Genomic DNA, 26742 nt, shown 5'->3' with positions numbered 1-26742 from the left:
GGGGCACGTGGACCTCACGACCGCTCTGCGCCGCCTGCCCGAGAACCCCCGCGTCGTCGTCAGCGGCAACCACGCGACGCCGTGGCACACCCTGCGCCTGCTCGACGCCGCGCTGCCGGCGTACCGGCTGTGGGCGCTCAACGGCCAGCCGGGCCTGCCCGACCGGGACGGCGTCGTGCTCGAGTCGTCGTTCGTGGGGCCGGGCCAGCGGCGCAGCCCGCGGTTGAGCTACGTGCCCTCACGCCTCTCGATGGTGCCGACGCTGTTCGCCGGCGCGATGCCGCCGGACCTCGTGCTGGTGCACACCACGCGGCCGCGCGGCGGCAGGGTCTCCCTCGGCACCGAGGTCAACGTGCTGCCCGCCGCCATCGAGGCGGCGCGGGCGCGCGGCGGGCTGGTCGTCGCGCAGGTCAACGACCACCTGCCGTGGACCTACGGCGACGCCGAGCTCGACGAGTCGCTCGTCGACGTGATGGTGGAGGCCGACGAGCCGCTGGTGCACGCTCCGGTGCTGCCCATCGACGAGGACTCCGCGCGGATCGGCGCCCTGGTCGCCGAGCGGGTGGGGGACGGGGCGACGCTGCAGGCGGGCATCGGCGCGGTGCCGGACGCGACGATGCGCGGCCTGGTGGGCCGCCGGGGCCTGCGGATCTGGACCGAGATGTTCTCCGACTCGGTGCTGGCCCTCGAGCGGGCCGGGGCGCTGGACGAGACGGTGCCGATCACCGCCTCGTTCCTCTTCGGCTCCGAGGAGCTCATCGACTGGGTCGACGGCAACGGGCGGATCGCGATGGCGCGCACCGAGACCACCAACGACCCCGGGCGGATCGCGCGCAACCAGGCGATGGTCAGCGTCAACACCGCCCTGCAGGTGGACCTGTTCGGCCAGGCGAACGCCTCGCGGATCCGGGCGCGGATCCACTCCGGGTTCGGCGGCCAGACCGACTTCATCGTCGGCGCGCTGCACAGCCCCGGCGGGCAGGCCGTCATCGCGCTGCGCTCGTGGCACCCGCGCGCGGACGTGTCCACGATCGTGCCGCTGGTCGACGAGCCGGTGACGTCGTTCCAGATGAGCGCGGTCGTCACCGAGCAGGGCGTCGCGGAGGTCTTCGGCCACGACCAGCGCGAGCAGGCCCGTCGCCTGATCGAGCACGCCGCGCACCCGAGCGTCCGCGAGGAGCTCCGCGAGGAGGCGGTCGAGCTCGGGCTGGCGGGTCCTCTCTAGGATTGCGCCCATGACGCAGCAGCCGTTCTCGCGCCCGGGCGCCATCGACCTCTCGGCGTTGAAGCGACCCGCCCCGTCCGCACCTCCCGCCGGGCCGGGCGGACCCGGTGCGCCCGCCACCGGTGCGCCCACCGGCGGTGCCCCGACCGCGGCGGCCGGCGGCTCGTCGTACGCCGTCGACGTGACCGAGCAGAACTTCCAGACCGTCATCGAGTCCTCGATGACGGCGCCGGTCCTCCTGGTCTTCTACTCCCGCACCCGGATGCCGGAGAGCGGTCAGCTCGCCGACGACCTCGCGGTCGTCTCCGGTGAGTTCGAGGGCCGCTTCCTGGCCGGCCTGGTCGACATCGACGCCGCCCCGCAGATCGCCCAGGCGATGCAGATCCCCTCGATCCCGCTCGTGGTCGCCGTGCTCGACGGCCGGCCCGCGCCGCTGCTGCAGGACGCCGTGCCGATCGAGGAGCTGCGCGCCGCGCTGACCCAGGTCATGCAGCAGCTCACCGCGCAGGGCATGACCGGCCGGCACCAGCCGCTCCACGCCGTCGCCGGCCCCGACGACGGCGCGGAGGAGCCGCCGGTCGACCCGCGGTACGCCGCCGCGCAGGACGCCCTGGGCGAGGGCGACATCGACCGGGCGGTCGCGGAGTACCAGAAGCTCGTCGACGCCAACCCGGCCGACGCCGAGGCCGCCGCCGGGCTGGCGATGGCCAAGGTGCTCCAGCGCACTCAGGGAGTCGACCTCAACGAGGCCCGCGCGGCCGGTGCGGCGAACCCAGACGACGTCGACGCCCAGACGATGGTCGCCGACCTCGACATGCTCGGCGGGCACGTCGAGGACGCCTTCGCCCGTCTCGTCGAGCTGGTGCGGCGTACCTCCGGTGACGAGCGGAACGCCGCCCGCGAGCACCTCCTCGGCCTCTTCGCCGCGGTCGGCAACGACGACCCGCGGGTCGTCCGCGGCCGCCAGGCGCTCGCCTCCGCGCTGTTCTGAGCGCTGCTCCACAGGCTCCGTCTCCGGCGGTGGCGCGCGCCGGCGGGCAGCGGCAGCATCGGCGTCCGTGGGGACGGAACCGGATCGGACGGGACTCGCGCACCTGCTGCGCTTCGTCCAGGACGGCGTGGTCTCGCGGCGGCAGCTCGAACGGCTGGGCTTCAGGCCGCACGACCTCGAGCGGATGCTGCGCCGCCGCGAGCTGAGTCGCGTGCACCCGGGGGTCTTCGTGGACCACACCGGGCCGCTGACCCGGGACCAGCGGGCCTGGACCGCTGTCCTGGTCCACGAGCCTGCGGCGCTGACCCGCCGCTCCGCCCTGCCAGGCCCCCCGGGGCGGGCGCCGATCGAGGTGGCCGTGGACGCTCGGCGGGCGGTGCGACCGGTCGACGGCGTGGTGGCCCACCGGACCACGCGTCTCGCGGCGCGGATCGACCCGCTGTCGTCGCCGCCGCGGCTGCGGCTGGAGGACGCGGCGATCGAGGAGGCGCTGCGGTGCCCGAGTGCTGCCGACGCCTACACACTGCTGGCAGACCTGTGCCACACGCGCCGCACGACACCCGCGCGGCTGGCCGCCGAGGTGCGCTCGAGGCCGCGGGTGAGGCGGCGCGGGCTCCTGCTCGAGCTGCTCGACGACCTCGCCCTCGGCGCCTGCTCGGTCCTCGAGCGGGAGTACCTCCACCGGGTCGAGCGACGCCACGGCCTGCCGGCCGGGAGCCGGCAGGTGCGCGACGCCGCCGGCGCCCGCACGGCGTACCGCGATGTCGACCACCCCGCGTGGGGCCTGGTGGTGGAGCTGGACGGGCGGCAGCACGCCGTGCCGTCAGCCCGTCGACGGGACCTGGAGCGGGACCTCGACGTCGCGGTACGGCGGGACCGGCGGACGGTCCGCCTCGGCCACGCCCAGGTCCTCGACGACGCGTGCCGGACGGCCGCTGCCGTCGCTGCCCTGCTGCAGCGGGGTGGCTGGCCGGGTCGCCTCGTCCCCTGCGAGGACTGCCCGGTCACTGGTGCGTGATCCTGGCGCACCCACCACGTCAGGACCACGCACGAGAGTCAGCCGGCTCAGTCGCGGAGCGCCGCGAGCACCGCGGCGACGGCGGGGGAGTCGGTCATGCTGCGCCGGTGCAGGGCGACGACGTCGCGTGTGGGGACCGGTTCCGCGGCCGGCACGGCCACGAGGTCGGTCCCGAGCGGCTGACGGCCCAGGCGGGGGACCAGGGCGATGCCGAGCCGCGCGCGGACCAGCGCGAGGTGGGAGTCGAACTCCATCGACTGGTGCGCGATCCTCGGCAAGCGGCCGGTGCCGTCGTACATCCGGTGCAGCCACTGGCGGCAGATCGTCCCCTCCGGCGTCGCGACCCAGTCCTCCTCCAGCAGGTCGTGCGGGGTGACGACGTCCCGCGTGGCGAGGGGGTGGTCGCGGTGCACGACGACGTCCGCGACGTCGGTGGCGACCGACGTCGTCACGAGGTGGTCGGGGACCGCGAGGGGCACGTCGCCCCAGCGGTGGACGACGCCGAGGTCCGCGCGGCCGGTGGAGACCAGGTCCACCGAGTCCCAGGGCTCGCACTCGTGCAGCGACACCTCCAGGTCGGGGTGGGCGTCGATGAGCACGCGCAGCCGCGGGGCGACGAGCCCCCGCACGGCGGTCGAGAACGCCGTCATCCGCAGCCGCCCCGCCACCGCGCCGGCGCCGCGGTGGAGGCCCGCCTCGAGCTGCTCGAGGTCGGCGAGCAGCCGGCCGCCCTCCTCGACCAGGTGCCGGCCGTGCTGGGACAGCACCACCCCGCGCCCCACCCGCTCGAGCAGCGGCACCCCCGTCTGCCGCTCGAGCCGCTTGACCTGCTGGGAGACCGCGCTGGGGGTGAAGCCGAGGGCGTCGGCGGCCGCCACGACCGAGCCGTGCGTGGCGACGGCGCGGAGCGACGCGAGGGCGGTGAGGTCGATCATGAAGGGACCGTACCGATAATCCGGAGCAACACATCGCTGGTGCTTCACGGTCGCGAGTGCCGAGACTGGTCCGGTGAACCGCCGCGACAGCCTCCTCGCCGCCCTGGTCGCCTCGGTGTGGGGCTTCAACTTCGTCGTCATCGACTGGGGCATGGGCGACGTCCCGCCCCTGCTCTTCTGCGCGGTGCGGTTCCTGCTCGTGCTGGTGCCGGCCGTCCTGGTCGTGCGGCGCCCGCAGGTGTCCTGGCGCACGCTGGCGCTGGTCGGGGCGACGATGTCGCTGGGCCAGTTCGGCTTCCTGTACGTCGCGATGGCCGCCGGCCTGCCGCCGGGGCTCGCCGCCCTGGTGCTCCAGGCGCAGGTGGTGTTCACGATCGTGATCGCCGCCGGGGTGCTGCGCGAGCGGCCGACCACCGCCCAGGTCGTCGGGGTCCTGCTCGGGACGCTCGGCCTGGTGGTGGTCTAGGTCGGGCGCGGCGGGCACGTGCCGCTCACGGCGCTGGCGCTCTGCCTGCTCGGCGCCCTCTCCTGGGGCATCGGCAACGTCGTCTCCCGCGCGTCGGGCGTGCCGGGCGGCCTCGGGCTGACCGTCTGGTCGGCCGTGGTCGTCCCGGTGCCGCTCGTGGCCCTCTCCCTGCTGGTCGACGGCCCGACAGCGGTCGTGGACGGGCTCGCCGCCTTCGGCTGGCAGGCCGCCGTCTCGACCGTCTACACCGCCGGGCTGGCCTCGCTCGTGGGGTACGGCGTGTTCAACACGCTGCTCGGCCGCAACCCCTCGGCCGCGGTGGTCCCGTGGGTGCTGCTCGCACCGGTCGTCGCGACGGCCTCGGCCTGGGCGCTGCTGGGCCAGGCACCGAACGCCGCGGAGAGCGCCGGCGGCCTGCTGCTGGTCGGCGGGGTCCTGGTTGCGCTGCGGCGGCCGCGGACGGCAGCCCGCCCGCCTCGTGATGCCCAGCGAGCGCCGGAGCGCGCGCTCAGCAGCACGAGGCGGTGAGAAGGAGCGTCAGCCGCGCCCGGACTCGGTGTACGCCGGGCCCCCGCCGAGGTTGGCGACAGCCGAGCGCAGCCGGCGGGCGGTGAAGTCCGCGCAGAGCCGGTCGGCCTCCTCGAGGGTGCAGAACTCCGCGGAGCGGATCTCGCGGGCCTGCTTGACGATCCGGTCGGTGATCGAGGCGTCGTGGACGCCACCGTCGAAGACCAGGCACAGCGCGTCGTCCCAGCCGCTCCACGGCGGCAGCCAGTCGGTGAGCAGCAGGGGACCGGTGGGGACCTGGAGGCCGAGCTCCTCCTCGACCTCGCGGCCCACGGCCACCTGGGGCGACTCGCCGACCTCGACGACGCCGCCGGGCAGGTCCCAGTCCTGCTTGTAGGTCAGCTGGCACAGCAGCACGCGGTCGTCGTGGTCGCGCAGGAGCATCTGCCCGATGGCGCGCTTGCGCGGCAGGAAGGAGTTGAGCAGGGCCCGGAACCCCTCCGGCTCGGAGGTGGGCACGTCGGTCGCGAGCCGGGCGTAGACGATCCGGTCGACCGGCTTGCCCTCCACGGTCACCCCGCGCATCACCCCCTCGCGGCGCATGCCCGACCAGGTGGCGGTGCGCTGGGCGTCCTCGTCGACGGGGTCGACCAGGGCCTCCACACGAGCGTGGCCGACGAGGGCCGCCGCCACCTCGCGGCGTACGACGTCGACCGGCTCCCCGGCGGACCAGGCGATGCGGGCGACGCCCTCGGCGACGGTGGTGACGGTCGTCGGCTGGTCGGTCACGGGATCACCCTAGGACCCACCCGGTGACCGCGCGGCGGCCACCCGCAGGCCCCTCAGCCGAAGTCGGCCTTCCGGATCAGGGCGTGGATGCCGGTGGTGCGGTCGACCACCTGGGAGACCTGGAAGTCCGTCGCCGCGGACAGGTAGGCGTAGGCCACCGGGCCGGCCATGCCCTTCTCCTCGACCAGGAACGCGAGGGCCTGCTGCACGGCGTCCTTCATGGCCAGGTCCAGGCTGGTGGCGTTCGTGCCGCCCTCGGGCCCGTCGGCGTCGGAGAGGCCGATCGGCAGCCAGAAGTCGGGCGTCTCGGCGAACGGGTGGTCGAACGCCTGCCGCGGCACCTTTCGGCTGCCCCGCGGGAGCACCGTCAGCCGGAGCGTCGCGCGCAGCGACCCCTCCATCGCGGTCAGCGCGACCTCGCCGTCGCCCTGCGCCATGTGCGGGTCGCCGGCGAAGAAGAGCGCGCCGGCCACCTGCACCGGCAGGTACAGCGTCGAGCCCACGACCAGGTCGTTGATGTCGAGGTTGCCCCCGGCGTCGGTCGGCGGGACGGAGTCGACCATCGCGTCGGTGTCGCGGGCGACCCCCATCAGCCCGAGGAACGGCGCCAGGCCGAAGCCGACCGGGACGTCTCCGGGGAGCCGGGCCCGGAGCCCGTGCCCGGTCGTCCGGCGCACGGACGCGAAGACGCTGATGTTGCCGCCCTCGTTGACGTACGGCGCGTTGGCCGGGTCGTCGACGAACCGCTCGGGGTAGGTCCCGGGAAGCGCGCCCTTGCCGTGCCGGTTGGAGATGACGCCGTAGGGGACGCGCAGCGGCAGGGCGAGGACCTCCACCTTCAGCACGTCGCCGGGCTCGGCGCCCCGCACCGCGATCGGGCCGGTGACCACGTGCGGCCCCGGGCCGGCGTGCTCGGCGCGCGCGGCGACGGCGACCGCGTCGCGGAGGACGTGCTTCTCGGGCACCCCGAAGCTCTCGAAGTACTGCCGCGGGTCCTGGCCCTGGTCCTCCAGCAGGCCCTCGTGCGAGATCGTGTCGATGGTGACGACCGATCCGGAGTCCACCACGGCGACCGGTTCGGCCGTCCGGTTGGGCAGGTGCCCCCACCACACCTCGTCGGCGCGGGAGCGGACGTAGCGGCCCCGCAGCTTCCCCTGGCCCGGCTGCAGGATCGTCACGCCCCGGCTGGTGGGTGCGGCGTACGCCGCGGAGCCGGCGGCCCCGGTCAGCGCGGCGCCGGTGCCGAGCGCGCCGGCGGCGGTCGCCCGCAGCACGGCGCGCCGGGCCATGGCCGAGGCGAGGGCCGACGTGGGGCCGAGGTGGGGGAGGAGGCGGCGGGTGAGGTGTCCATGCCGGGCACCTCACCAGCGGGACGTCACCGCCGCGCTCCTCCCGCGTTGCCGTGCGGTTACGCCTTGCGCCGGAACCAGACCGTCGCCAGCGGCGGGACCACGATGTCGGCGTGCGCCGGCAGCCCCTGGTGCTCCCCGGCCACGCCGGTGATCGCGCCGAGGTTGCCCACGCCCGACCCGGTGTAGGTCTCGGCATCGGTGTTGAGCACCTCCTCCCACACCCCCTCGGCGGGCAGCGCGAGGCGGTAGCCCTCGTGCGGGACCGCGGCGAAGTTCGCTACGACGACCAGCTCCGGCACCGCGGACCCGTCGGGCACGCGGCGCACGAAGGAGAAGGTGTTGTGGCCCGCGTCGTTGGCGTCGATCCACTGGAAGCCGGCCGGGTCGTGGTCGGCGGCCCACAGGGCCGGCGAGCCGGTATAGACCCGGTTGAGGTCGCGCACCAGGGAGTGCACGCCACGGTGCTCGGGGTGGTCCATCAGCCACCAGTCGAGCTCGCGGGACTCCGCCCACTCCGACTCCTGGCCCAGCTCGGCGCCCATGAACAGCAGCTGCTTGCCCGGGTGGGCCCACATGAAGCCGAGGTACGCGCGCAGGTTCGCCAGCTGCTGCCAGCGGTCGCCGGGCATCTTGCGCAGCAGGGAGCCCTTGCCGTGCACGACCTCGTCGTGGCTGATCGGCAGCACGTAGTTCTCCGACCACGCGTAGACCAGGGAGAAGGTCATCTCGCCGTGGTGGTAGGCGCGGTGGACCGGCTCGTGCGCGACGTACCCGAGGGAGTCGTGCATCCAGCCCATGTTCCACTTGAAGCCGAAGCCCAGGCCGTCCGCGGAGGTCGGCCGGGTGACGCCGGGCCAGGAGGTGGACTCCTCGGCGACGGTGACGATCCCCGGGACGCGCTTGTAGACCGTCGCGTTCATCTCCTGGAGGAACTGCACCGCCTCGAGGTTCTCGCGGCCGCCGTGCTTGTTCGGCGTCCACTCACCCTCCTCGCGGGAGTAGTCCAGGTAGAGCATCGAGGCGACGCCGTCGACGCGCAGGCCGTCGGCGTGGAACTCCTCGAGCCAGTACACCGCGTTCGCGTAGAGGAAGTTGCGCACCTCGTTGCGACCGAAGTTGAAGATGTGGGAGCCCCACTCCTTGTGCCACCCGCGCTGCGGGTTGGGATCCTCGTAGAGCGGGGTGCCGTCGAAGCGCGCCAGCGCCCACTCGTCGGTGGCGAAGTGGCCGGGCACCCAGTCCAGGATGACGCCGATGCCGGCCTGGTGCAGCCGGTCGACGAGCAGCTTGAAGCCGTCGGGGTCGCCGAAGCGGGAGTCCGGCGCGAAGTACGACGTCACGTGGTAGCCCCACGAGCCGCCGAACGGGTGCTGCATCACCGGCATCAGCTCGACGTGGGTGAAGCCCAGGTCCGCGAGGTACGCCGGCAGGTCGTCGGCCAGCTCGGCCCAGGACCAGAAGCGGCCGTCGGGGTGCTTCTTCCACGACGCCAGGTGCATCTCGTAGACCGACATCGCCTCGGCGACCGGCTGCTTGGCGGGCCGCTCGGCCATCCACGCGTCGTCGCCCCACTCGTAGGTCGACTCGAAGACCAGCGAGGAGGTGGCCGGCGGCTGCTCGGACCAGGCCGCCAGCGGGTCGGCCTTCTCCCGCCACTCGCCGTCCTGGCCGAGGATGGCGTACTTGTAGGCCGTCCCGGTGCCGAGGCCGGGGACGAAGAGCTCCCAGACACCCGAGCTGCCGAGCTGGCGCATCGGGTGCTCGCGCCCGTCCCAGCTGTTGAAGGAGCCCTTGATCCGGACGCCGCGCGCCGACGGGGCCCAGACGGCGAAGGACGTGCCGGTCACCTCGCCGGCGTAGTGGTGGACCCGCGCGCCGAGGACCGTCCACAGCTGCTCGTGGCGTCCCTCGTTGATCAGGTGCAGGTCCATCTCGCCGAGCGTCGGCAGGAAGCGGTAGGGGTCGTCGACCTCGACCGGCTCGCCCTCGTAGGCCACGCGCACCCGGTAGGCGGGCACGTCGGCCACCGGCAGGACGCCGGCCCAGAAGCCCTCGTACTCGTGCTCGAGCCGGGTCTCGCCCCAGTCGCCGGCGACCGTCACGCTCGAGGCGAGGGGCTTGAGCACGCGGACGGTGACGCCGCCCTCGTGCGGGTGGGCACCCAGCACGCTGTGCGGGTCGCCGTGGCCGCCGCCGAGGATCAGGTCGAGCTCCTCGCGGGCGACCGGCTTGGTGGAGGGGGTGGTCGGCGTGGTCATGCGGCTCCGATCCGTGCGACGGCCTCGAGCGGGATGGACACCCATCCGGGCCGGTTGCGGGTCTCGTAGACGGTCTCGTAGACGGCCTTGTCGGCGACGTACGCCGCCAGCAGCAGCTTCGCCTCGTCGGTCGGCTCGCCGCCGGCGTAGGCCGTCAGGAAGTGGTTGCGGTTGCGGTGGGCCCACTCCTCGGCCCGGTAGGCGAGCTGGGCGGCGGCCTCGGCGTCGTCGTCGGCGAGGTCGACGCTCTGCTTCTCGACCACGCGGGGGGCGTAGTCGAAGGAGCGCAGCATGCCGGCGACGTCGCGCCAGGGGCTGTCCGGTTCGAGGCGCTCGACGAGCGGCTTGGCCGGCTCGCCCTCGAAGTCGACGATCTTCCAGCCCTTGGCGGTCCGCATGGTCTGGCCCAGGTGCAGGTCGCCGTGGATGCGCTGGACCTCCAGCCCGTCGAGCCCCGCCACCGCGTCGTACGTCGCGCGCAGGGCGTCGGCGTGCTGGGCCAGCTCCGGGACGACCTCGAGGGCGGCGTCCAGCCGGTCGCGCATCGCGGCCGCCAGCGTCCGGGCGGCCTCGGGCCCCCGCCGCTCGGCGGGGAAGTGCGTGCGCAGCGCCTCGTGGACCTCGCGCAGGGTGAGCCCCAGGCGCTCGGACTCGCCGGCGAAGTCGCCGCCGACCTCGTGGGCGTGCAGGTCGCCCTCGGCGAAGAGGTCGCGGACGCTGGCCAGGGCCAGGTCCCACCCGTCCGTGGCCGTGCGGAGGAACTGCTGCAGCATCGCGAGGTGGTACTCCTCGCCCGCCGGGTCGGTCCACGACATCCAGCCGTAGAGCCCGGCCACTTCGGTGGACCCCGCGCGGGTCATCGCCTCGTGGATGGTCACGTCCGGGTTCGGCCCGGGGGTGACCTTCCGGAACAGCTTCATGATCGAGTCCTCGCCGAAGGCGACCGAGGAGTTCGACTGCTCGCCGGTGAACAACGAGGCGACGCCCTCGGCGTCGAGGTCGTGCCCGGGCAGGCGGTGGAAGGTCAGGCCGGTGGGCCCGGCGACCGGACCCTCGGCGGCGGCCACGAACGAGCGCAGCCAGCAGGCCATCGCCTCCCGGTCGTGGAGCGCGTCGTAGGCGTGCACCCAGCCCCGCTCGGGCTCCTCCCACCAGCCGATGAAGGCGTGGTCGAGCCGCTGCTCGGGGTCGGCGTACAGCGAGATCGGCACCTGGTAGAGCTCGGTGCCGCCCTCGGCGTCGCCGTAGGTGAGCTCGACGAGGTGGTCGACGACGGCCGGGCCTGCGTCGACGCACCCGGGCACCTGGCCGATCCGGTGCACCGCGGTCACCTCGAAGGGGCGTCCCTTGCCGCCGAACCAGCGGGTCTTCTCGAAGTAGTCGACGAAGACCTGCCGGTCGAGGTGGTCGGCGGTGGGGTGGTCCAGCGGGTTCTCGCTCACAGCAGCTGACCCTCCTCGGGGTTGTCCGGCCTGGTCAGGCGGAACCAGTAGAAGCCGTAGCCGGTCATGGTCAGCAGGTACGGCAGCTCGCCGATCGCCGGGAACGGCACCCCGCCGAGCAGCTCGACGGGCACCATGCCCTCGAACCGCCGCAGGTCGAGCTCGACCGGCTGCGGGAAGCGGGAGAGGTTGTTGACGCACAGGATGACGTCGTCCTCGCCGTCCTGGGCGTGCTCGCGCACGTAGGAGAGCACCGAGGGGTTCGAGCCGCCGAGGTCGCTGAAGGACCCCAGGCCGAACGCCGAGTGGTGGCGGCGGGCGTGGATCATCCGGCGGGTCCAGTGCAGCAGCGAGGAGGTGTTCTCCATCTGCGCCTCGACGTTGACCGCCTGGTAGCCGTAGACCGGGTCCTGGATCGCCGGCAGGTGCAGCTTGCCGGGGGTGGCCGAGGAGAAGCCGGCGTTGCGGTCCGGGGTCCACTGCATCGGCGTGCGGACGCCGTCGCGGTCACCGAGCCAGATGTTGTCGCCCATGCCGATCTCGTCGCCGTAGTAGAGGACCGGCGACCCCGGCAGCGACAGCAGCAGGGCGGTGAACAGCTCGATCTGGTTGATGTCGTTGTCGAGGAGCGGCGCCAGGCGCCGGCGGATGCCGATGTTGGCCTTCATCCGCGGGTCCTTGGCGTACTCGTTCCACATGTAGTCGCGGTCCTCGTCGGTGACCATCTCGAGGGTCAGCTCGTCGTGGTTGCGCAGGAAGATGCCCCACTGGCAGCCGTGGGGGATCGGCGGCGTCTGCTCGAGGATCTCCGAGATCGGGAAGCGCGACTCGCGGCGCACCGCCATGAAGATGCGCGGCATCACCGGGAAGTGGAAGCACATGTGGCACTCGTCGCCACCGGACTCGAAGTCGCCGAAGTAGTCCACCACGTCCGCGGGCCACTGGTTGGCCTCGGCCAGCAGCACCTTGCCGGGGTACTTCTCGTCGACGTAGCGCCGGACCTTGCGGAGGAACTCGTGGGTCTCGGGCAGGTTCTCGCCGTTGGTGCCGGGCCGCTCGTAGAGGTATGGCACCGCGTCGAGGCGGAAGCCGTCGAGACCCATGTCGAACCAGAACGCGATCGCGTCGAGGATCGCGTCGTGGACCGCGGGGTTGTCGAAGTTGAGGTCGGGCTGGTGGGAGAAGAACCGGTGCCAGTAGTACTGCTGGCGCACCGGGTCCCACGTCCAGTTCGACGGCTCGGTGTCGACGAAGATGATCCGCGCCTCCTGGTAGAGGTCGTCGTTGTCGGACCACACGTAGAAGTCGCCGTAGGGGCCCTCGGGGTCCTCCCGGCTGGCCTGGAACCACGGGTGCTGGTCGCTGGTGTGGTTCATGACGAAGTCGATGATCACGCGGATGCCGCGCTTGTGCGCCTCGTCGAGGAAGTGGTGGAAGTCCTCGACCGTCCCGATCTCGGGGAGGATGTTGGTGTAGTCGGCGACGTCGTACCCGCCGTCGCGCAGCGGCGAGGAGAAGAACGGCGGGATCCACAGGCAGTCGACGCCGAGCCACTCGAGGTAGTCGAGCTTCTCGACCAGGCCCCGGAAGTCACCGGTGCCGTCGCCGTTGGAGTCGCGGAACGAGCGGACCAGCACCTCGTAGAACACCGCGGTCTTGAACCACTCCGGCTGCCGCGCGGTGTCGTCGGGGAACGGGTCGCCCTCGGGGGCCTGGCCCATCGGGCTCAGCTGCTGGGACGGGTCGGTCTGCTCCGGCGTGCTCGTCGGGGCATCGGTCACCGGGTCCTCCTCACGGTCAGGACGTGCGCGGGCTCGTGGTAGGGGTCGAGCCGGACGTAGTTGTGCTGGGACCAGCTCCAGTCGGCGCCGGTGATCTCGTCGTGGACGACGAAGGACTCGCCGTGCTCCATGCCCATCGCGGGCAGGTCGAGGTGGACCATCGTCTCGCGCGTGGCGTGCGGGTCGAGGTTGATGACCACGACGACGTCGTCGGCCACCCCGTCCACGACGGCGTGCTTGCTGAAGACCAGCACGTTCTCGTCGTCGCTGGAGTGGATGACGACGTTGCGCAGGAGGCGGAGCGCCCGGTGCTGGCGGCGGACCTCGTTGAGCCGGGTGAGGTACGGCGCGAGGGTGCGGCCCTCGCGCGCGGCGCCCTCCCAGTCGCGGATCCGGACCTGGTACTTCTCGGAGTCGAGGTACTCCTCGCTGCCCGGCTTCACCGCGACGTGCTCGTAGAGCTCGTACCCGGCGTACACGCCCCAGCTCGGCGAGCCGGTCGCGGCCAGCGCCGCGCGGACCTTGAACGCCGCCGGGCCGCCGTACTGCAGGTAGGCGTGGAGGATGTCGGGGGTGTTGACGAAGAAGTTCGGCCGCATCACGTGGTCGGACTCGGTGGCCAGCTCGCGGAGGTACTCCTCGATCTCCCACTTGGCGGTGCGCCAGGTGAAGTAGGTGTAGCTCTGGTGGAAGCCGACCGCGCCCAGGCCGCGCATCATCGCCGGGCGGGTGAACGCCTCGGAGAGGAACAGGACGTCGGGGTCGGTGCGGCGCACCTCCTTGAGCAGCCACTCCCAGAACGCCACCGGCTTGGTGTGGGGGTTGTCGACGCGGAAGATCCGCACGCCGTGCGCCATCCAGTGCTTCACGACGCGGAGCACCTCGCGGCAGATGCCGGTCGGGTCGTTGTCGAAGTTGATCGGGTAGATGTCCTGGTACTTCTTCGGCGGGTTCTCCGCGAAGGCGATCGTGCCGTCGGCCCGGGTGGTGAAGAACTCGGGGTGCTCGACGACCCAGGGGTGGTCCGGGGCCGCCTGCAGGGCCAGGTCGAGCGCGACCTCGAGGTCCAGCTCGCGGGCCCGCGCGACGAAGGCGTCGAAGTCCTCGATCGTGCCGAGGTCGGGGTGCACGGCGTCGTGGCCGCCGTCCTTGGAGCCGATCGCCCACGGCGAGCCGGGGTCGTCCGGGCCGGGGGTGAGGGTGTTGTTCGGACCCTTGCGGTTGACCTCGCCGATCGGGTGGATCGGCGGCAGGTAGATCACGTCGAAGCCCATGGCGGCGACCGCGTCGAGCCGCTGGGCGGCGGTCCGGAACGTCCCGCTGGTGACCTTGCCGGTCGCCGGGTCCTGGGCCGCGCCCTCGGAGCGCGGGAAGAACTCGTACCAGCTGCCGAACAGCGCGCGCTCGCGGTCGGCCCAGAGCGGGTAGGGCCCCTCGACGGTCACCAGCTCGCGCAGCGGGTGGGCGAGGAAGATCGCGTCCAGCTCGGGGGACTGCAGGACGGCCAGGCGGGCGGCCTCGGGACGGGAGGTGTCGGTGCAGGCGTCGATCGCCGCCTCGACGACCTCCCGGGCGGCGGCGTCCTTGCCGTCCAGGTCGCCGCGGACCCGCTCGAGCAGGAGCCTGCCCTCGGTGAACATCAGCTCGGTGTCCACGCCGGCGGGAATCTTCACGCCGGCGTTGTGCTGCCAGGTCGCGACCGGGTCGGACCAGGCCTGGATCTCGAAGGTCCAGGCGCCGCCGGCGTCCGGCGTCACCCATGCGTCGTACCGGTCCGGGACCTCGGCGTGCTTGGTCATCCGGACCGGCGCCCGGCGGGTCCCGGAGGGGTCGGTGAGGACCACCTCGGCGCCGAGCCGGTCGTGGCCCTCGCGGAAGACCGTGGCGCGCACGGGCAGGGGCTCGCCGACGGTCGCCTTGGCCGGTTGCCGGCCGAGGTCGACCACGGGCATGACGTTCATGACGGGGATGCGTCCGACCATTTCTCCAACCTAGTGGCGGGCGGCGACGGCTGCGCAAGTCGTCGCGCCGCCGTGTGAGGGGCGGTGCTGAGTACGGGGCATGTACCCACCCCGGCGCGGCCCGAACGGGGTACGACCGCCGTTGTCCCGCCCGTCCACCGCCGATCGGGACGAAACGGTTGGAACGATCAAAGAATCTCGCTAGCGTCGGTCCCGTGCGAGCCATCCGACGATTCACCGTCCGCCCTGTCCTCCCGCCCGCGCTCGCCGCGCTCGGCGACCTCGCCGGGAACCTGCGGTGGTCCTGGCACCCGGAGACCCAGGACGTCTTCGAGCGCGTCGACGCCGCGCTGTGGCAGTCGACGGGCAAGGACCCCGTCAAGCTGCTCGGCTCCGTGGGCCGGGCGCGCCTCGACGAGCTCGCCGGCGACCAGGGCTTCCTCGACCAGCTCGCGGCCGCCCGCGCCAGCCTCGAGGCGTACCTGACCGAGGACCGCTGGTACCAGCAGCGCGGCCCCGCTGACGGGCCCGCGTCGATCGCCTACTTCTCCCCGGAGTTCGGCATCACCGCCGTGCTCCCGCAGTACTCCGGCGGTCTCGGCATCCTCGCCGGCGACCACCTCAAGGCCGCGAGCGACCTCGGCGTCCCGATCGTCGGGGTGGGCCTGCTCTACAAGCACGGCTACTTCAAGCAGTCGCTCTCCCGCGAGGGCTGGCAGCAGGAGACCTACCCCGTCCTCGACCCCGACGAGCTGCCGATCTCGCTGCTGCGCGAGCCCGACGGTTCGCGCGCCACGATCTCGCTGGCGATGTCCGACGGCCCCGACCTCGTCGCCCGGATCTGGGTGGCCAGCGTCGGGCGGGTCCCACTGCTGATGCTCGACACCGACGTCGAGGAGAACCCCGAGCACTACGTCGGCGTCACCGACCGGCTCTACGGCGGCAACTCCGAGCACCGCCTGCGCCAGGAGCTGCTGCTCGGCATCGGCGGCGTGCGCGCGCTGCGTTCCTACTCCCGCATCACCGGCCACCCCGCGCCGGAGGTGTTCCACACCAACGAGGGCCACGCCGGCTTCCTCGGGCTGGAGCGGATCCGGGAGCTGACCGTGGACGACGGCGGGCCCCGCCTCGACCTCGACACCGCGATCGAGGTCGGCCGCGCCTCGACGGTGTTCACGACCCACACCCCGGTCCCGGCCGGCATCGACCGGTTCCCGCGCACGCTCGTCGAGCAGTACCTCTCCGAGGGCGGCCCGGTGCCCGGCGTGCCCGTCGACCGGATCCTCGCCCTCGGCGCCGAGGACTACGAGGGCGGCGACGGGTCGGTCTTCAACATGGCGGTGATGGGCTTCCGGCTCGCCCAGCGCGCCAACGGCGTCTCCCAGCTGCACGGCCACGTCAGCCGGGAGATGTTCAACGGCCTGTGGCCGGCCTTTGACGAGGCCGAGGTGCCGATCGGCTCGATCACCAACGGCGTGCACGCCCCGACCTGGGTCGCCCGCGAGGTCTTCGAGCTGGCCGCGGACGTCGGCGCCGACCCGGCCGACCTCGACAGCTTCTGGGCGGCCGCGGACAAGATCCCCGGCCGGCGGATCTGGGACGTCAAGCGCCAGCTGCGCGAGCGGCTCGTCGCCGACGCCCGGCGCCGGATGCTGCGCTCCCAGGAGAAGCGCGGCCACGCCCGCGCCGAGCTGGGCTGGGTCGACACCGCGCTGGACCCCGACGTGCTGACCATCGGCTTCGCGCGCCGCGCCGCGTCGTACAAGCGGCTCACCCTGCTGCTGCGCGACCCCGACCGGCTCAAGCGGCTGCTGCTCGACCCCGACCGGCCGGTGCAGCTGGTCATGGCGGGCAAGGCGCACCCGGCCGACGACGGTGGCAAGAAGCTGATCCAGGCGATCGTCCAGCTGGCCGACGACCCCGAGCTGCGGCACCGGATCGCCTACCTGCCCAACTACGACATCGCGATGGCCCAGCCGCTCTACCCCGGCTGCGACGTGTGGCTGAACAACCCGCTGCGCCCCTACGAGGCGTGCGGCACCTCGGGCATGAAGGCGGCGCTCAACGGCGCCCTCAACCTCTCCATCCTCGACGGCTGGTGGGACGAGTGGTACGACGGCGAGAACGGCTGGGCGATCCCGTCGGCCGACGGGGTCGAGGACACCGACAAGCGCGACGACCTCGAGGCGGCGGCGCTCTACGACCTGATCGAGAACGAGGTCGCGCCGCGGTTCTACGACGTCGACGACGAGGGCGTGCCCACCCGCTGGCTCGAGATGCTGCGGCACACCCTGAAGTCGCTCGGGCCCAAGGTGCTCGCGACCCGCATGGTGCGCGACTACACCAAGCAGCTCTACGTCCCGGCCGCCGGCAACGCGCGCCGGCTCAACGACGACTACGCCGGTGCCGCCGAGCTCGCCGGGTGGAAGCGGCGGGTCCGGACCGGGTGGTCCGGCGTCCGCGTCGAGCACGTCGAGAGCAGCGGCGTGGGCGACGCCCCGGAGGTGGGCGCCGACCTCTCGGTGCGCGCGTTCGTCGCGCTCGGCGACCTCTCCCCGGCCGACGTCGCGGTGCAGCTGGTGCACGGCCGCACGACCAGCGAGGACGAGCTGCGCGACACCTCGGTCACCGAGCTCACGGTCGCGGAGAGCTACGACGGCGGTCGCCACCGCTTCGACGGCGACGTCGTCCTCGACCACGCCGGCGCGTTCGGTTACACCGTCCGCGTGGTGCCGCGCAACGAGCTGCTGGTCTCCCCGGCCGAGCTCGGGGTGGTGGCGCTGCCGGGCTGAGCCGGCGGCTCAGCTCTCGCGGAAGACGACGACGGTACGGCGCCCGAGGGCGAGGCGGTCACCCGCCTCGACCTCGGTGCCGACCGGCAGCTTGACGTCGGTGGACAGCACGACCGTGCCGTGCTGGACCCAGTCGTTCTCCGGCAGCTCGATGCTCTGGGGCAGCCAGGTGGCGTTGAACCAGAGCATGAAGGACTTGTCGACCTGCTGCTCCCCGCGCGGGCCGGGGGAGCGCAGCGGCGCCCCCGAGACGAACATCCCGATCGTGCGCAGGTCCGGGTCGTGCCAGTCGTCGGGCCGCATCTCGCGCCCCGAGGGGTGCAGCCACGCCAGGTCCTTGGGGCCGCCGAGGATGGCAGGCCGGCCCTCGAACCAGTGCCGCTGCCGCAGGGCGGGGTGCTCGCGGCGCAGGCGCAGCGCCATCTTGGTGACCTCGTAGACGTCGAGCCAGGCGTCGTCGGGCCGCCAGTCGATCCACGAGGTCTCGTTGTCCTGGCAGTAGGCGTTGTTGTTGCCCCGCTGGGTCCGCCCGCGCTCGTCGCCGGCGGTGATCATCGGGACGCCGTTGGACAGGCAGAGCGTCGCCATCATGTTGGCGGCCTGCCGGCGACGTACCGCCTGCAGCGCAGGGTCGTCGGTCTCGCCCTCGACGCCGTGGTTCCACGAGCGGTTGTTGTCGGTGCCGTCCCGGTTGGCCTCGCCGTTGGCCTCGTTGTGCTTCTGCTCGTAGCTGACCAGGTCGCGCAGGGTGAAGCCGTCGTGCGCGGTGATGAAGTTGATCGAGTTGTACGGCGACCGGCCGTCGTCGGCGTAGAGGTCGCTCGAGCCGGCGAGGCGCGTCGCGACCTGGCGGATGCCGGGGGAGTGGTTGCGCCAGAAGTCGCGGATCTCGTCGCGGTACTGGTCGTTCCACTCCACCCACGGCGGCGGGAACTCGCCGACCCGGTAGCCGTCCATCGAGGCGTCCCACGGCTCGGCGATCAGCTTGACGTGCCGCAGCACGGGGTCCTGGCCGATCGCGGTGAGCAGGTGGGAGCCCATGTCGACGCGACGGTCCACGCGGGCGAGCGCCGACATCAGGTCGAAGCGGAACCCGTCGACGTGCATCTCGGTGACCCAGTAGCGCAGCGAGTCGAGGATCATCCGCAGCGCGAACGGGTTGGCCGCGTCGACGGTGTTGCCGCAGCCGGTCACGTCCCAGTAGGTGTCCGGTGCCGGCTCGCCGGGGACGTCGCCGGCGGCGACGCGGTAGTAGACGGAGTCGTCGAACCCGCGGAAGGACAGCGTCGGGCCGAGCGAGCCGGCCTCGGCGGTGTGGTTGTAGACGACGTCGAGGATGACCTCGAGCCCGGCCTCGTGGAAGGCCTTGACCATCGCCTTGAACTCGGTGACCTGCTGGCCGCGGTCGCCGGAGGCGGCGTAGGCGTTGTGGGGGGCGAAGTACCCGAGGGTGTTGTAGCCCCAGTAGTTGGTGAGGCCCCGCTGGGCCAGGGCCGGCTCCGGCACGAACTGGTGGACCGGCAGCAGCTCGACCGCGGTCACGCCGAGGTCCTTGAGGTAGTCGACGACCGCCGGCGTCGCCAGCCCGGCGTACGTCCCGCGAAGCGCCTCCGGGACGCGGTCGTGCAGGGCGGTCATGCCCTTGACGTGCAGCTCGTAGATGACGGTGTCGCGCCAGCGTCGCCGCATCGGGCGGTCATCGCCCCAGTCGAACGCCTCGTCGACGACCACGCCGACCGGGACGTACGGCGCGGAGTCGGCCAGGCTCATCACCTCGGGGTCGCCGAGGGTGTAGCCGAAGATCGCCGGGTCGACGGTCAGTGAGCCGGAGACGGCCCGCGCGAACGGGTCGAGCAGCAGCTTGTTCGGGTTGAAGCGCAGGCCGGCCGCGGGGTCCCACGGGCCCTCCACGCGGTAGCCGTAGCGGGTGCCGGGGGCGATGCCGGGGATCGCGCCGTGCCAGATGCCGAGGGTCTGCTCGGTGAGCCGGTGCCGGGTCTCGCCGCCCTCGTCGTCGAGCAGGCACAGCCAGGCGGCGGTGGCCCGGGGCGCGTGCACGGCGAAGTTCGTCGACTCCGGTGACCAGGTCGCGCCCAGCGGCCAGCCGCGCCCCGGCCAGACGGCGGCGCGCTCGCCCTCGCTCCTCCACATCCTCGGACTCACCGCGCCATTGTCGCCGACATCGGGGACCCGCCGTGCACAATGCCCTCCGACGGTGTTCCAGGACACGTCGGCACGACCTCGGGATCGACGACACCGCGCGGGCAGCGCGACGGACAGGGAGCGGCATGGCACGCGAGAAGGGCCTCACCGGCGGCAAGGCGGTGCGGGCGAACGTCGCCACCGCGCTGTGGACGCTCTTCGCGCTCGCCGCGATCTTCCTGGCCGTGGGCGCGCTCTGCGTGGCCCTGGACGCCAACCGGGACAACGGGCTGGTCTCGTTCGTGCTCGACGTCGCCGACGCGGTCGACCTCGGCATCTTCTCCCGGGACAACGGGATCAAGCAGTTCGACGGGGGCAACGCCGAGACCAAGAACGCCCTGTTCAACTGGGGTCTGGGCGCCGTGGCGTGGCTCGTCGTGGGACGGATCGTCGAGCGCGTCGTACGCCCCTGAGCGGCGCCGCGCCAGGGTTCGGGCCTGTGAGGTAGTCCACCGTCGGCCTCTGTTTCGTGCATGTTGACGCGGCGGTAGCCTCACGAGCACATCCGAGTGCACAGGAGGGGCCGTCCCGGCCGACACCATGAACATTGTTGTCTGTGTGAAGTACGTGCCCGACTCCACTGCCGATCGGCAGTTCGAGTCGGACAACACCGTGGACCGAGTCGGCGTCGACGGGCTCCTGTCGGAGCTCGACGAGTACGCCGTTGAGCAGGCGCTCCAGCTGAAGGAGAAGAACGAGGGCGCCACCGTGACCGCGCTGTGCGTGGGTCCGGAGAAGGCCGTCGACGCCGTCCGGAAGGCGCTGCAGATGGGCGCCGACCAGGGCATCCTCGTCACCGACGAGGCGATCGCGGGCTCCGACTACGTCGCGACGTCGCTGGTGCTGGCCAAGGCCATCGAGAAGGCGGGCGCCGAGAACAAGGTGGACCTCGTCATGTGCGGCATGGCCTCGACCGACGCCTCCGGCTCGGTCGTGCCGGCGATGCTCGCCGAGCGCCTCGACCTGCCCCAGGTCACCTTCGCCTCCGTCGTGGAGACGCAGGGCGACCAGGTGCGGATCAAGCGTGACTCCGACACCGCCACCGAGGTCATCGGCGCCACCATGCCGCTGGTCATGTCGGTGACCGACCAGACCGGCGAGGCGCGCTACCCGTCGTTCAAGGGGATCATGGCGGCGAAGAAGAAGCCGCTGGAGACCTGGTCGCTGTCCGACATCGGCGTCGACGCCGGCGAGGTCGGCCTGTCGGTGGCGTGGACCGAGGTCACCGACACCACGGCCCGTCCGCCGCGCACCGCCGGCGAGATCGTCAAGGACGAGGACGGCTCCGGCGCCAACGCGCTGACCGAGTTCCTCGTGTCGAAGAAGTTCATCTGAGGACCGAGGGGTAACGAGAGATGTCTGAAGTCCTGGTCGTCGTCGACCACGTCGACGGCGCGATCCGCAAGCCGACCTTCGAGCTGCTCACCCTGGCCCGCCGCCTGGGCGAGGCCTCGGCGGTCTTCTTCGGCTCCTCCGACAAGGGTGCCGAGGTCGCGGCGAAGCTCGGCCAGCTCGGCGCCGAGAAGGTCTACGTCGTCGACGACGCCGAGATCAAGGGCTACCTGGTGGCCCCCAAGGCCGAGGCCCTGGCCCAGCTGGTGGAGAAGACCTCGCCGGCCGCGGTGCTGTTCGTCTCCGGCTACGAGGGCAAGGAGGTCGCCGCCCGCCTGGCGATCAAGACGGGCTCGGGGATCATCACCGACGCCGTCGACATCGAGGAGGGCGGCGTCGTCACGCAGGCCGCCTTCGCCGGCAACTACACCGTGAAGGGCAAGGTCACCAAGGGTGTCCCGCTCATCACGGTCAAGCCCAACTCCGCCCCGGTGGAGGAGGTCGGCGCCGCCGGCACCGTCGAGGAGTTCGCCGCGACGATCTCCGACTCGGCCAAGAAGGCGCAGATCGTGGCCCAGCAGCCGCGCAAGGCGTCGGGTCGCCCCGAGCTGACCGAGGCCGCGATCGTGGTCTCGGGCGGTCGTGGCACCGGCGGCAACTTCGAGCCGATCGAGGGCCTCGCCGACGCGCTCGGCGCGGCCGTGGGCGCCTCGCGTGCCGCGGTCGACTCCGGCTGGATGCCGCACACCTTCCAGGTCGGCCAGACCGGCAAGGTCGTCTCGCCGCAGCTCTACGTCGCCAACGGCATCTCCGGTGCGATCCAGCACCGCGCCGGCATGCAGACCTCCAAGACGATCGTGGCGGTCAATAAGGACGAGGAGGCCCCGATCTTCGAGCTCGTCGACTTCGGTGTCGTGGGTGACCTGCACTCGGTCCTCCCCGCAGCCACCGAGGAGATCAACAAGCGCAAGGGCTGAGCCTCCGGCTCGACCGACCGACAGGGGAGGTCCTCCCGCACCAGGTGCGGGAGGACCTCCCCTGTCGCGTACGGCGCCGGGCGGCCGCGCTCAGCAGGCGCCGGCGGCGACCCGGGTGCCCACCGCGGCCCGGACCGTCTGCGGGACGCCGTCGGCGCCCTCGTAGGTGATGTCGACGCCCTCGACGACGACGTCGGTGGCCGCGACGCGGAAGCCCAGCAGCGGGAGGATGCGCTCGCCGTCGGCGACCTCGCGGCCGACGAGCGGGCCGCGAGCGGCCCAGTCGGTCTTCCTCCGCAGCACCGCGTCGCCGCGGATCGGCCACTCCTCGCCGATCGCGACGCCGGGCCCGAAGCCCTCCTCGGAGGTGACGGTCACGACCTGCTGGTCCTCCAGCAGCGCGACGGTGCCATCGGAGGGGGCCGCGTCGACCCGCGTGATCGTCACGTCGCCCTCGGCCACCAGCGTCGGGTCGTGGACGGTGTAGCGGTCCCCGCGCCGCACCCGCTCCAGGCAGGAGGCGCCGGACCCGTTCCGCTCGGCCACGAGCCGGGCCGGTGTCGCGGTCGTGCCGGCCGACGCGCCGGCGGTCACGCCTGCCGAGGCGCCGGCGGTCGCGGAGGCCGAGGCGGAGGCCGTGCCCGCGTCCTCGGGGGCCGGCCCGGCCTCGTCGTCGCCGGAGCACCCAGCGGTGAGAGCGGTGAGTCCGGCGAGCAGGAGGGCGGCGGCGTACGCCGAGCGGTGGCGGGTCACGGGCGGCTCATGCCCGCCCGGTCACCCGGGGAAACCGCGGGCCGGGACGGCGGAGCCCGGCCGGCGCCGCCTGGCTACGCTCCGGCCATGAGCACCGGCACCACCGAGCAGGACGTCGTCGACCTCGCCATCCGCGCACGCGAGGCCTCGCGGGCGCTCGCGCTGGCCACCCGGGCAGAGAAGGACGCCGCGCTGCTGGCGATGGCCGCCGCCCTCGGGACCCACGCCGAGCCGCTCCTCGCCGCCAACGCCGAGGACGTCGCGCGCGCCGAGGAGGGCGGCACGCCGCCGAACGTCGTCGACCGGTTGCGGCTGACCGACGAGCGGCTCGCCGGGATGGCCCAGGGGCTGCGCGACGTGGCCGGGCTCCCCGACCCGGTGGGCGAGGTCGTCCGGGGCGGCACGCTCGCCAACGGCCTGGAGCTGCGCCAGCTGCGGGTCCCGTTCGGCGTGGTCGCGATGATCTACGAGGCGCGACCCAACGTGACCGCGGACGCGGCCGGGATCTGCCTGAAGTCGGGCAACGCGGTGCTGCTGCGCGGGTCCTCCAGCGCCGCGGCGAGCAACGCGTCGATCGTCGAGGTGCTGCGCGGGGCGGCCGCGGCCACGGGGCTCCCGGCCGACGTGGTGCAGCTGGTGCCGAGCGACTCCCGCGCGACCGTCCAGGCGCTGATGCGCGCCCGCGGGCACGTCGACGTGCTGATCCCGCGCGGCGGTGCCGGCCTGATCCGGTCGGTGGTGGAGGGGTCCACGGTGCCGGTGATCGAGACCGGCGTCGGCAACTGCCACGTGTACGTCGACCGCGCCGCCGACCTGGACCGCGCGCTCGCCATCGTGCTGAACGCCAAGACCCACCGCACGAGCGTGTGCAACGCCGCGGAGTCGCTCCTCGTCCACGCCGACGTGGCCGAGGCGTTCCTGCCCCGGGTCGTCGCCGCGCTCCGCGAGGGCGGGGTGACCGTCCACGGCGACGAGGAGTTCGCGGCGCACGACGGCGTCGTGCCGGCGACCGAGGAGGACTTCGCCACCGAGTACCTCTCCCTCGACATCTCCGCGGCCGTCGTGCCCGACCTCGACGCGGCGCTCGCGCACGTCCGGCGCTTCTCCAGCGGCCACTCCGACGCGATCGTCACCGAGGACCAGCGGGCGGCCCGCCGGTTCGTCGCCGAGGTGGACTCCGCGGCGGTGCTGGTCAACGCCTCGACCCGGTTCACCGACGGCGGGGAGTTCGGGTTCGGGGCCGAGATCGGCATCAGCACCCAGAAGCTCCACGCCCGTGGCCCGATGGGCCTGCCCGAGATGACGACGACCAAGTACGTCGTGACGGGGGACGGGCACGTCCGCTGAGCCGGGCGCCCGGTAGGCTGCCCCCCATGCTGAACGCGCTCGTCGTCCTCGCCGCCGCCGAGGAGTCCCACCACGAGGTCGACCACGCCCTGAGCTGGGGCGTCGGGGCCGTCGCCCTCGTCATCCTCCTCGGCATGATGCTCGCCCTCGTGGCCTTCGGCGGCGGGCGCGAGCACAGCTGAGCACCGTGACCGAGCGCCGGCGCCGCGTCGGCGTGATGGGCGGGACCTTCGACCCCATCCACCACGGCCACCTCGTGGCGGCGGCGGAGGTGCAGTCGTGGTTCGACCTCGACGAGGTCGTCTTCGTCCCCGCCGGCGACCCCTGGCAGAAGTCCGACCGGGGCGTCTCGCCGGCCGAGCACCGCTACCTGATGACCGTCGTCGCGACGGCGTCCAACCCGCGGTTCACGGTCTCCCGGGTCGACGTCGACCGCACGGGGCCGACGTACACGATCGACACCCTGCGCGACCTGCGGGCGGCGATGCCGGAGGCCGACCTCTACTTCATCACCGGCGCGGACGCGCTGGCCGACATCTTCACCTGGCGCGACGCCGAGGAGCTGTTCTCGCTCGCGCAGTTCGTCGGCTGCACCCGGCCCGGCTACACGATGGACGAGGCGACGTTGTCCTCGATCCCGGCCGACCGGGTCACCATGGTGGAGATCCCCGCCCTGGCGATCAGCTCGACCGACTGCCGCGCGCGGACCCGCCGCGGCGAACCCGTCTGGTACCTCGTGCCCGACGGCGTCGTGCAGTACATCGCCAAGCACGACCTCTACCCACCGGACGCCCCGGTGGCCGACCCGCCGGACCCCACCCTCGGAGACTCATGACCGCCACCGACCACGCCCTCGAGCTCGTCCACGCCGCCGCCCGCGCGGCCAGCGACAAGCTCGCCCAGCAGATCATCGCCTTCGACGTCAGCGAGCAGCTGGCGATCACCGACGCCTTCGTCCTCGCCTCGGCGACCAACGACCGCCAGGTCAAGGCCATCGTCGACGAGGTCGAGGACAAGCTCCGCGAGATCGGCGCCAAGCCGATCCGCCGGGAGGGCGAGCGCGACGGCCGCTGGGTCCTCATCGACTACGGCGAGATCGTCGTCCACGTCCAGCACGAGGAGGAGCGCCAGTTCTACGCCCTCGAGCGGCTGTGGCGCGACTGCCCGAGCATCCAGCTGCCCGCGGACGTCGTCTCGCACGAGCGCTGAGGCGTGGTCGGGCAGGTCCCGGCCCGCCGGCTGGTGCTGCTGCGGCACGGCCGGACGGCCTGGAACGCGGCGCGCCGGGTGCAGGGCCAGCTCGACGTCGAGATCGACGAGCTCGGCCACCAGCAGGCGGCCGCGGCCGCGGTGGTCGTCGCCGCGATGCGTCCGGCCGCCCTGTGGTCCTCCGACAGCGCGCGGGCGCGCCAGACCGCGGCGTACGTCGCGAAGGAGACCGGGCTCGACCCGACGTACGACGCACGCCTGCGGGAGTACTTCCTCGGCGAGCGGCAGGGCCTGACCCACGAGGAGTACGCCGCGCTGGCGCCCGAGGAGTTCGCCGCCTTCCGGACCGGTGACTTCGACGTGGTCCCCGGCGGGGAGCGCGCCCGTGCGGTCGCCGACCGCGTCCGGGCCGCGGTCGGCGACCTGCTGGCCGCGATCGGCCCCGGCGAGCTCGGGGTGGCCGTCTCCCACGGCGCTGCCATCCGCGACGCCGTCCCGGCTCTCCTCGGGTGGCCCGTGGAGGAGCGGGCCGCGCTGCACGGGCTCACCAACTGCGGGTGGGTCGAGCTCGACCAGGCCGAGCCGGGGGCGCCGATGCGGCTCGTGGCCTACAACCGGACCGCCACCGACACCCGGATTTCGTCTTCGGAACGCGTATGAGTAACATTCTGCGAGCCGCCTGACGGGGAGACCCGGACGGCGACAGGCTTGGGGCTGTGGCGCAGCTGGTAGCGCATCTGCATGGCATGCAGAGGGTCAGGGGTTCGAGTCCCCTCAGCTCCACCGAAGAAGATCAGCAGGGCGCGTCTCCTCCACGAGGAGGCGCGCCCTGTCTGCTTCTCGCTGCGTCGTGCGTGTGGGGTCAGCGGCGCTGCGGGAGGTCGAGCGAGCGCACGACGAGGTCGTCGCGCTGGACGAACTTCGCGAACAGACGGGCGAAGACCTCCTTCTCCTCGAGCGTGAACTCCTCGAGGCTGTCGAGGATCCGCCCGCGCCGCTCGTCCGCGGCGTCGGCGAGGGACGCGGCGGCGCGCTCGCTCAGCTGCAGCACCGCCCGCGGCCGCGACCCGGTCCGGGACACCAGGCCGCGCGCCACCAAGTCGTCGACGAGGCGCCACATGTCCTCGGTGGGCACGCGCAGCTGGGCGATGAGGTCGCACTCGCGCAGCCGGCGGTAGCGGTCGATGCGCATCAGCACGACCAGGCCGAAGCGGCCGAGCCCCGGCGAGAGCCGCTCCGCAGCCCGCGCGAGGTAGGCGTCGCCCTGCACGGCGTACTCCGACAGCGCCTCGTGCACGAGGTCCTCGACCCGGTCCATCCTCTGTCCCCTCCCGTCGGCCACGGCGTCCCCTCAACGAGGAAGCCGCATCTCCGTCCCTGGTACAGGACCGTAACGCTCGTCACA

At 72.8% G+C, this 26742-nt stretch carries 24 protein-coding genes and 1 tRNA gene; 15 read left to right on the top strand and 10 right to left on the bottom strand.

Going from position 1 to position 26742, the window contains the following annotated elements:
- Nucleotides 1–7 precede the first annotated feature (7 nt).
- The 3 genes from AB0N29_RS16075 to AB0N29_RS16065 all read left to right on the top strand — a co-directional run bounded on the left by AB0N29_RS16075 (nt 8) and on the right by AB0N29_RS16065 (nt 3234).
- Nucleotides 8–1225, top strand: a complete 1218-nt coding sequence (locus AB0N29_RS16075; protein WP_302267370.1) for an acetyl-CoA hydrolase/transferase C-terminal domain-containing protein — start codon at nt 8–10, stop codon at nt 1223–1225.
- Between the two features lie 10 nt (nt 1226–1235).
- Nucleotides 1236–2216 (top strand): tetratricopeptide repeat protein, encoded by a 981-nt coding sequence (locus tag AB0N29_RS16070; protein WP_364868236.1) that lies wholly within the window; start codon nt 1236–1238, stop codon nt 2214–2216.
- A gap of 67 nt (nt 2217–2283) precedes the next feature.
- Entirely contained in the window at nt 2284–3234 is a 951-nt protein-coding gene (locus AB0N29_RS16065) for a hypothetical protein (RefSeq protein WP_364868234.1), read from the top strand.
- Between the two features lie 47 nt (nt 3235–3281).
- On the opposite strand, the gene AB0N29_RS16060 is transcribed toward AB0N29_RS16065, so the two are convergent.
- A complete protein-coding gene (locus tag AB0N29_RS16060) occupies nt 3282–4169 on the bottom strand; it encodes a LysR family transcriptional regulator (protein WP_364868232.1) in 888 nt (295 codons plus the stop codon).
- A 73-nt stretch (nt 4170–4242) separates the two neighbouring features.
- On the opposite strand from AB0N29_RS16060, the gene AB0N29_RS16055 reads away from it, so the two are divergent.
- Both AB0N29_RS16055 and AB0N29_RS16050 read left to right on the top strand, forming a co-directional pair.
- Complete coding sequence (locus AB0N29_RS16055; protein ID WP_364868230.1) at nt 4243–4635, top strand: EamA family transporter; 393 nt, start codon at nt 4243–4245, stop codon at nt 4633–4635.
- 18 nt (nt 4636–4653) lie between these two features.
- Complete coding sequence (locus tag AB0N29_RS16050) at nt 4654–5163, top strand: EamA family transporter (protein ID WP_364868228.1); 510 nt, start codon at nt 4654–4656, stop codon at nt 5161–5163.
- Between the two features lie 9 nt (nt 5164–5172).
- Here the strand turns inward: AB0N29_RS16050 and AB0N29_RS16045 are convergent, their stop codons facing one another.
- The 6 genes from AB0N29_RS16045 to AB0N29_RS16020 all read right to left on the bottom strand — a co-directional run bounded on the left by AB0N29_RS16045 (nt 5173) and on the right by AB0N29_RS16020 (nt 14746).
- Nucleotides 5173–5931 (bottom strand): NUDIX hydrolase, encoded by a 759-nt coding sequence (locus tag AB0N29_RS16045; RefSeq protein ID WP_302267365.1) that lies wholly within the window; start codon nt 5929–5931, stop codon nt 5173–5175.
- Between the two features lie 53 nt (nt 5932–5984).
- Nucleotides 5985–7220: an acetamidase/formamidase family protein gene (locus AB0N29_RS16040; RefSeq protein WP_364868225.1), complete on the bottom strand. Its 1236-nt coding sequence runs from the start codon at nt 7218–7220 to the stop codon at nt 5985–5987.
- A 119-nt stretch (nt 7221–7339) separates the two neighbouring features.
- The gene (glgB, locus tag AB0N29_RS16035) at nt 7340–9541 is read right to left on the bottom strand and encodes a 1,4-alpha-glucan branching protein GlgB (protein WP_364868223.1); all 2202 of its coding nucleotides are present in this window, start codon (nt 9539–9541) and stop codon (nt 7340–7342) included.
- On the bottom strand, nt 9538–10983 hold the full coding sequence (locus AB0N29_RS16030) for a phosphotransferase (RefSeq protein WP_364868221.1): 1446 nt from the start codon (nt 10981–10983) through the stop codon (nt 9538–9540). The genes glgB and AB0N29_RS16030 overlap by 4 nt, the downstream gene beginning before the upstream one ends.
- Complete coding sequence (gene treS, locus AB0N29_RS16025) at nt 10980–12704, bottom strand: maltose alpha-D-glucosyltransferase (RefSeq protein ID WP_302271694.1); 1725 nt, start codon at nt 12702–12704, stop codon at nt 10980–10982. The genes AB0N29_RS16030 and treS overlap by 4 nt, the downstream gene beginning before the upstream one ends.
- Before the next feature lie 56 nt (nt 12705–12760).
- On the bottom strand, nt 12761–14746 hold the full coding sequence (locus AB0N29_RS16020) for an alpha-1,4-glucan--maltose-1-phosphate maltosyltransferase (RefSeq protein WP_364868219.1): 1986 nt from the start codon (nt 14744–14746) through the stop codon (nt 12761–12763).
- Between the two features lie 194 nt (nt 14747–14940).
- Here AB0N29_RS16020 and glgP point away from each other — a divergent pair, with 194 nt between their 5' ends.
- On the top strand, nt 14941–17517 hold the full coding sequence (glgP, locus tag AB0N29_RS16015) for an alpha-glucan family phosphorylase (protein WP_364868217.1): 2577 nt from the start codon (nt 14941–14943) through the stop codon (nt 17515–17517).
- Nucleotides 17518–17526: 9 nt separating this feature from the next.
- On the opposite strand, the gene glgX is transcribed toward glgP, so the two are convergent.
- The gene (gene glgX / locus AB0N29_RS16010) at nt 17527–19680 is read right to left on the bottom strand and encodes a glycogen debranching protein GlgX (RefSeq protein ID WP_364868215.1); all 2154 of its coding nucleotides are present in this window, start codon (nt 19678–19680) and stop codon (nt 17527–17529) included.
- Between the two features lie 125 nt (nt 19681–19805).
- Here glgX and AB0N29_RS16005 point away from each other — a divergent pair, with 125 nt between their 5' ends.
- The 3 genes from AB0N29_RS16005 to AB0N29_RS15995 all read left to right on the top strand — a co-directional run bounded on the left by AB0N29_RS16005 (nt 19806) and on the right by AB0N29_RS15995 (nt 22028).
- Nucleotides 19806–20132 (top strand): hypothetical protein, encoded by a 327-nt coding sequence (locus tag AB0N29_RS16005; protein ID WP_302267358.1) that lies wholly within the window; start codon nt 19806–19808, stop codon nt 20130–20132.
- Between the two features lie 145 nt (nt 20133–20277).
- The gene (locus AB0N29_RS16000; protein ID WP_302267357.1) at nt 20278–21054 is read left to right on the top strand and encodes an electron transfer flavoprotein subunit beta/FixA family protein; all 777 of its coding nucleotides are present in this window, start codon (nt 20278–20280) and stop codon (nt 21052–21054) included.
- A gap of 20 nt (nt 21055–21074) precedes the next feature.
- Nucleotides 21075–22028, top strand: a complete 954-nt coding sequence (locus AB0N29_RS15995) for an electron transfer flavoprotein subunit alpha/FixB family protein (protein WP_302267356.1) — start codon at nt 21075–21077, stop codon at nt 22026–22028.
- Between the two features lie 90 nt (nt 22029–22118).
- On the opposite strand, the gene AB0N29_RS15990 is transcribed toward AB0N29_RS15995, so the two are convergent.
- A complete protein-coding gene (locus tag AB0N29_RS15990) occupies nt 22119–22781 on the bottom strand; it encodes a hypothetical protein (RefSeq protein ID WP_364868212.1) in 663 nt (220 codons plus the stop codon).
- 87 nt (nt 22782–22868) lie between these two features.
- Between AB0N29_RS15990 and AB0N29_RS15985 the strand changes: the two genes are divergently transcribed.
- The 6 genes from AB0N29_RS15985 to AB0N29_RS15960 all read left to right on the top strand — a co-directional run bounded on the left by AB0N29_RS15985 (nt 22869) and on the right by AB0N29_RS15960 (nt 26120).
- On the top strand, nt 22869–24128 hold the full coding sequence (locus AB0N29_RS15985; protein ID WP_364868210.1) for a glutamate-5-semialdehyde dehydrogenase: 1260 nt from the start codon (nt 22869–22871) through the stop codon (nt 24126–24128).
- 26 nt (nt 24129–24154) lie between these two features.
- Entirely contained in the window at nt 24155–24310 is a 156-nt protein-coding gene (locus AB0N29_RS15980; protein WP_302267353.1) for a hypothetical protein, read from the top strand.
- Between the two features lie 5 nt (nt 24311–24315).
- Entirely contained in the window at nt 24316–24963 is a 648-nt protein-coding gene (gene nadD / locus AB0N29_RS15975) for a nicotinate-nucleotide adenylyltransferase (RefSeq protein WP_302267352.1), read from the top strand.
- A complete protein-coding gene (gene rsfS / locus AB0N29_RS15970; protein WP_302267351.1) occupies nt 24960–25337 on the top strand; it encodes a ribosome silencing factor in 378 nt (125 codons plus the stop codon). Before nadD ends, rsfS begins: the two co-directional genes overlap by 4 nt.
- A gap of 3 nt (nt 25338–25340) precedes the next feature.
- Nucleotides 25341–25997 carry a histidine phosphatase family protein gene (locus tag AB0N29_RS15965; RefSeq protein ID WP_364868206.1) on the top strand — a complete coding sequence of 219 codons (657 nt, stop codon included), beginning with the start codon at nt 25341–25343 and terminating at the stop codon, nt 25995–25997.
- Nucleotides 25998–26047: 50 nt separating this feature from the next.
- A tRNA-Ala gene (locus AB0N29_RS15960) sits at nt 26048–26120 on the top strand.
- A 79-nt stretch (nt 26121–26199) separates the two neighbouring features.
- Here AB0N29_RS15960 and AB0N29_RS15955 read toward each other — a convergent pair.
- A complete protein-coding gene (locus AB0N29_RS15955) occupies nt 26200–26655 on the bottom strand; it encodes a hypothetical protein (protein WP_302267349.1) in 456 nt (151 codons plus the stop codon).
- Nucleotides 26656–26742: the final 87 nt, after the last annotated feature.

It is taken from the genome of Nocardioides sp. NPDC092400 (genome assembly GCF_040684155.1).
GTDB lineage: Bacteria > Actinomycetota > Actinomycetes > Propionibacteriales > Nocardioidaceae > Nocardioides.
The sequence above is the reverse complement of the archived record's forward strand: the minus strand, read 5'-3'. Positions and strand labels throughout refer to the sequence as shown.

What these genes read in the sequence shown, in the direction of transcription:
- AB0N29_RS16005 (WP_302267358.1), top strand. Translation starts at nt 19,806, where the DNA reads ATGGCACGCGAGAAGGGCCTCACCGGCGGCAAGGCGGTGCGGGCGAAC.
- AB0N29_RS16070 (WP_364868236.1), top strand. Translation starts at nt 1,236, where the DNA reads ATGACGCAGCAGCCGTTCTCGCGCCCGGGCGCCATCGACCTCTCGGCG.
- glgB (WP_364868223.1), bottom strand. Translation starts at nt 9,541, where the DNA reads ATGACCACGCCGACCACCCCCTCCACCAAGCCGGTCGCCCGCGAGGAG.
- treS (WP_302271694.1), bottom strand. Translation starts at nt 12,704, where the DNA reads ATGGGCCAGGCCCCCGAGGGCGACCCGTTCCCCGACGACACCGCGCGG.
- AB0N29_RS16060 (WP_364868232.1), bottom strand. Translation starts at nt 4,169, where the DNA reads ATGATCGACCTCACCGCCCTCGCGTCGCTCCGCGCCGTCGCCACGCAC.
- AB0N29_RS15995 (WP_302267356.1), top strand. Translation starts at nt 21,075, where the DNA reads ATGTCTGAAGTCCTGGTCGTCGTCGACCACGTCGACGGCGCGATCCGC.
- AB0N29_RS15985 (WP_364868210.1), top strand. Translation starts at nt 22,869, where the DNA reads ATGAGCACCGGCACCACCGAGCAGGACGTCGTCGACCTCGCCATCCGC.
- AB0N29_RS15980 (WP_302267353.1), top strand. Translation starts at nt 24,155, where the DNA reads ATGCTGAACGCGCTCGTCGTCCTCGCCGCCGCCGAGGAGTCCCACCAC.
- rsfS (WP_302267351.1), top strand. Translation starts at nt 24,960, where the DNA reads ATGACCGCCACCGACCACGCCCTCGAGCTCGTCCACGCCGCCGCCCGC.
- AB0N29_RS15955 (WP_302267349.1), bottom strand. Translation starts at nt 26,655, where the DNA reads ATGGACCGGGTCGAGGACCTCGTGCACGAGGCGCTGTCGGAGTACGCC.
- AB0N29_RS16020 (WP_364868219.1), bottom strand. Translation starts at nt 14,746, where the DNA reads ATGGTCGGACGCATCCCCGTCATGAACGTCATGCCCGTGGTCGACCTC.
- AB0N29_RS16040 (WP_364868225.1), bottom strand. Translation starts at nt 7,220, where the DNA reads ATGGCCCGGCGCGCCGTGCTGCGGGCGACCGCCGCCGGCGCGCTCGGC.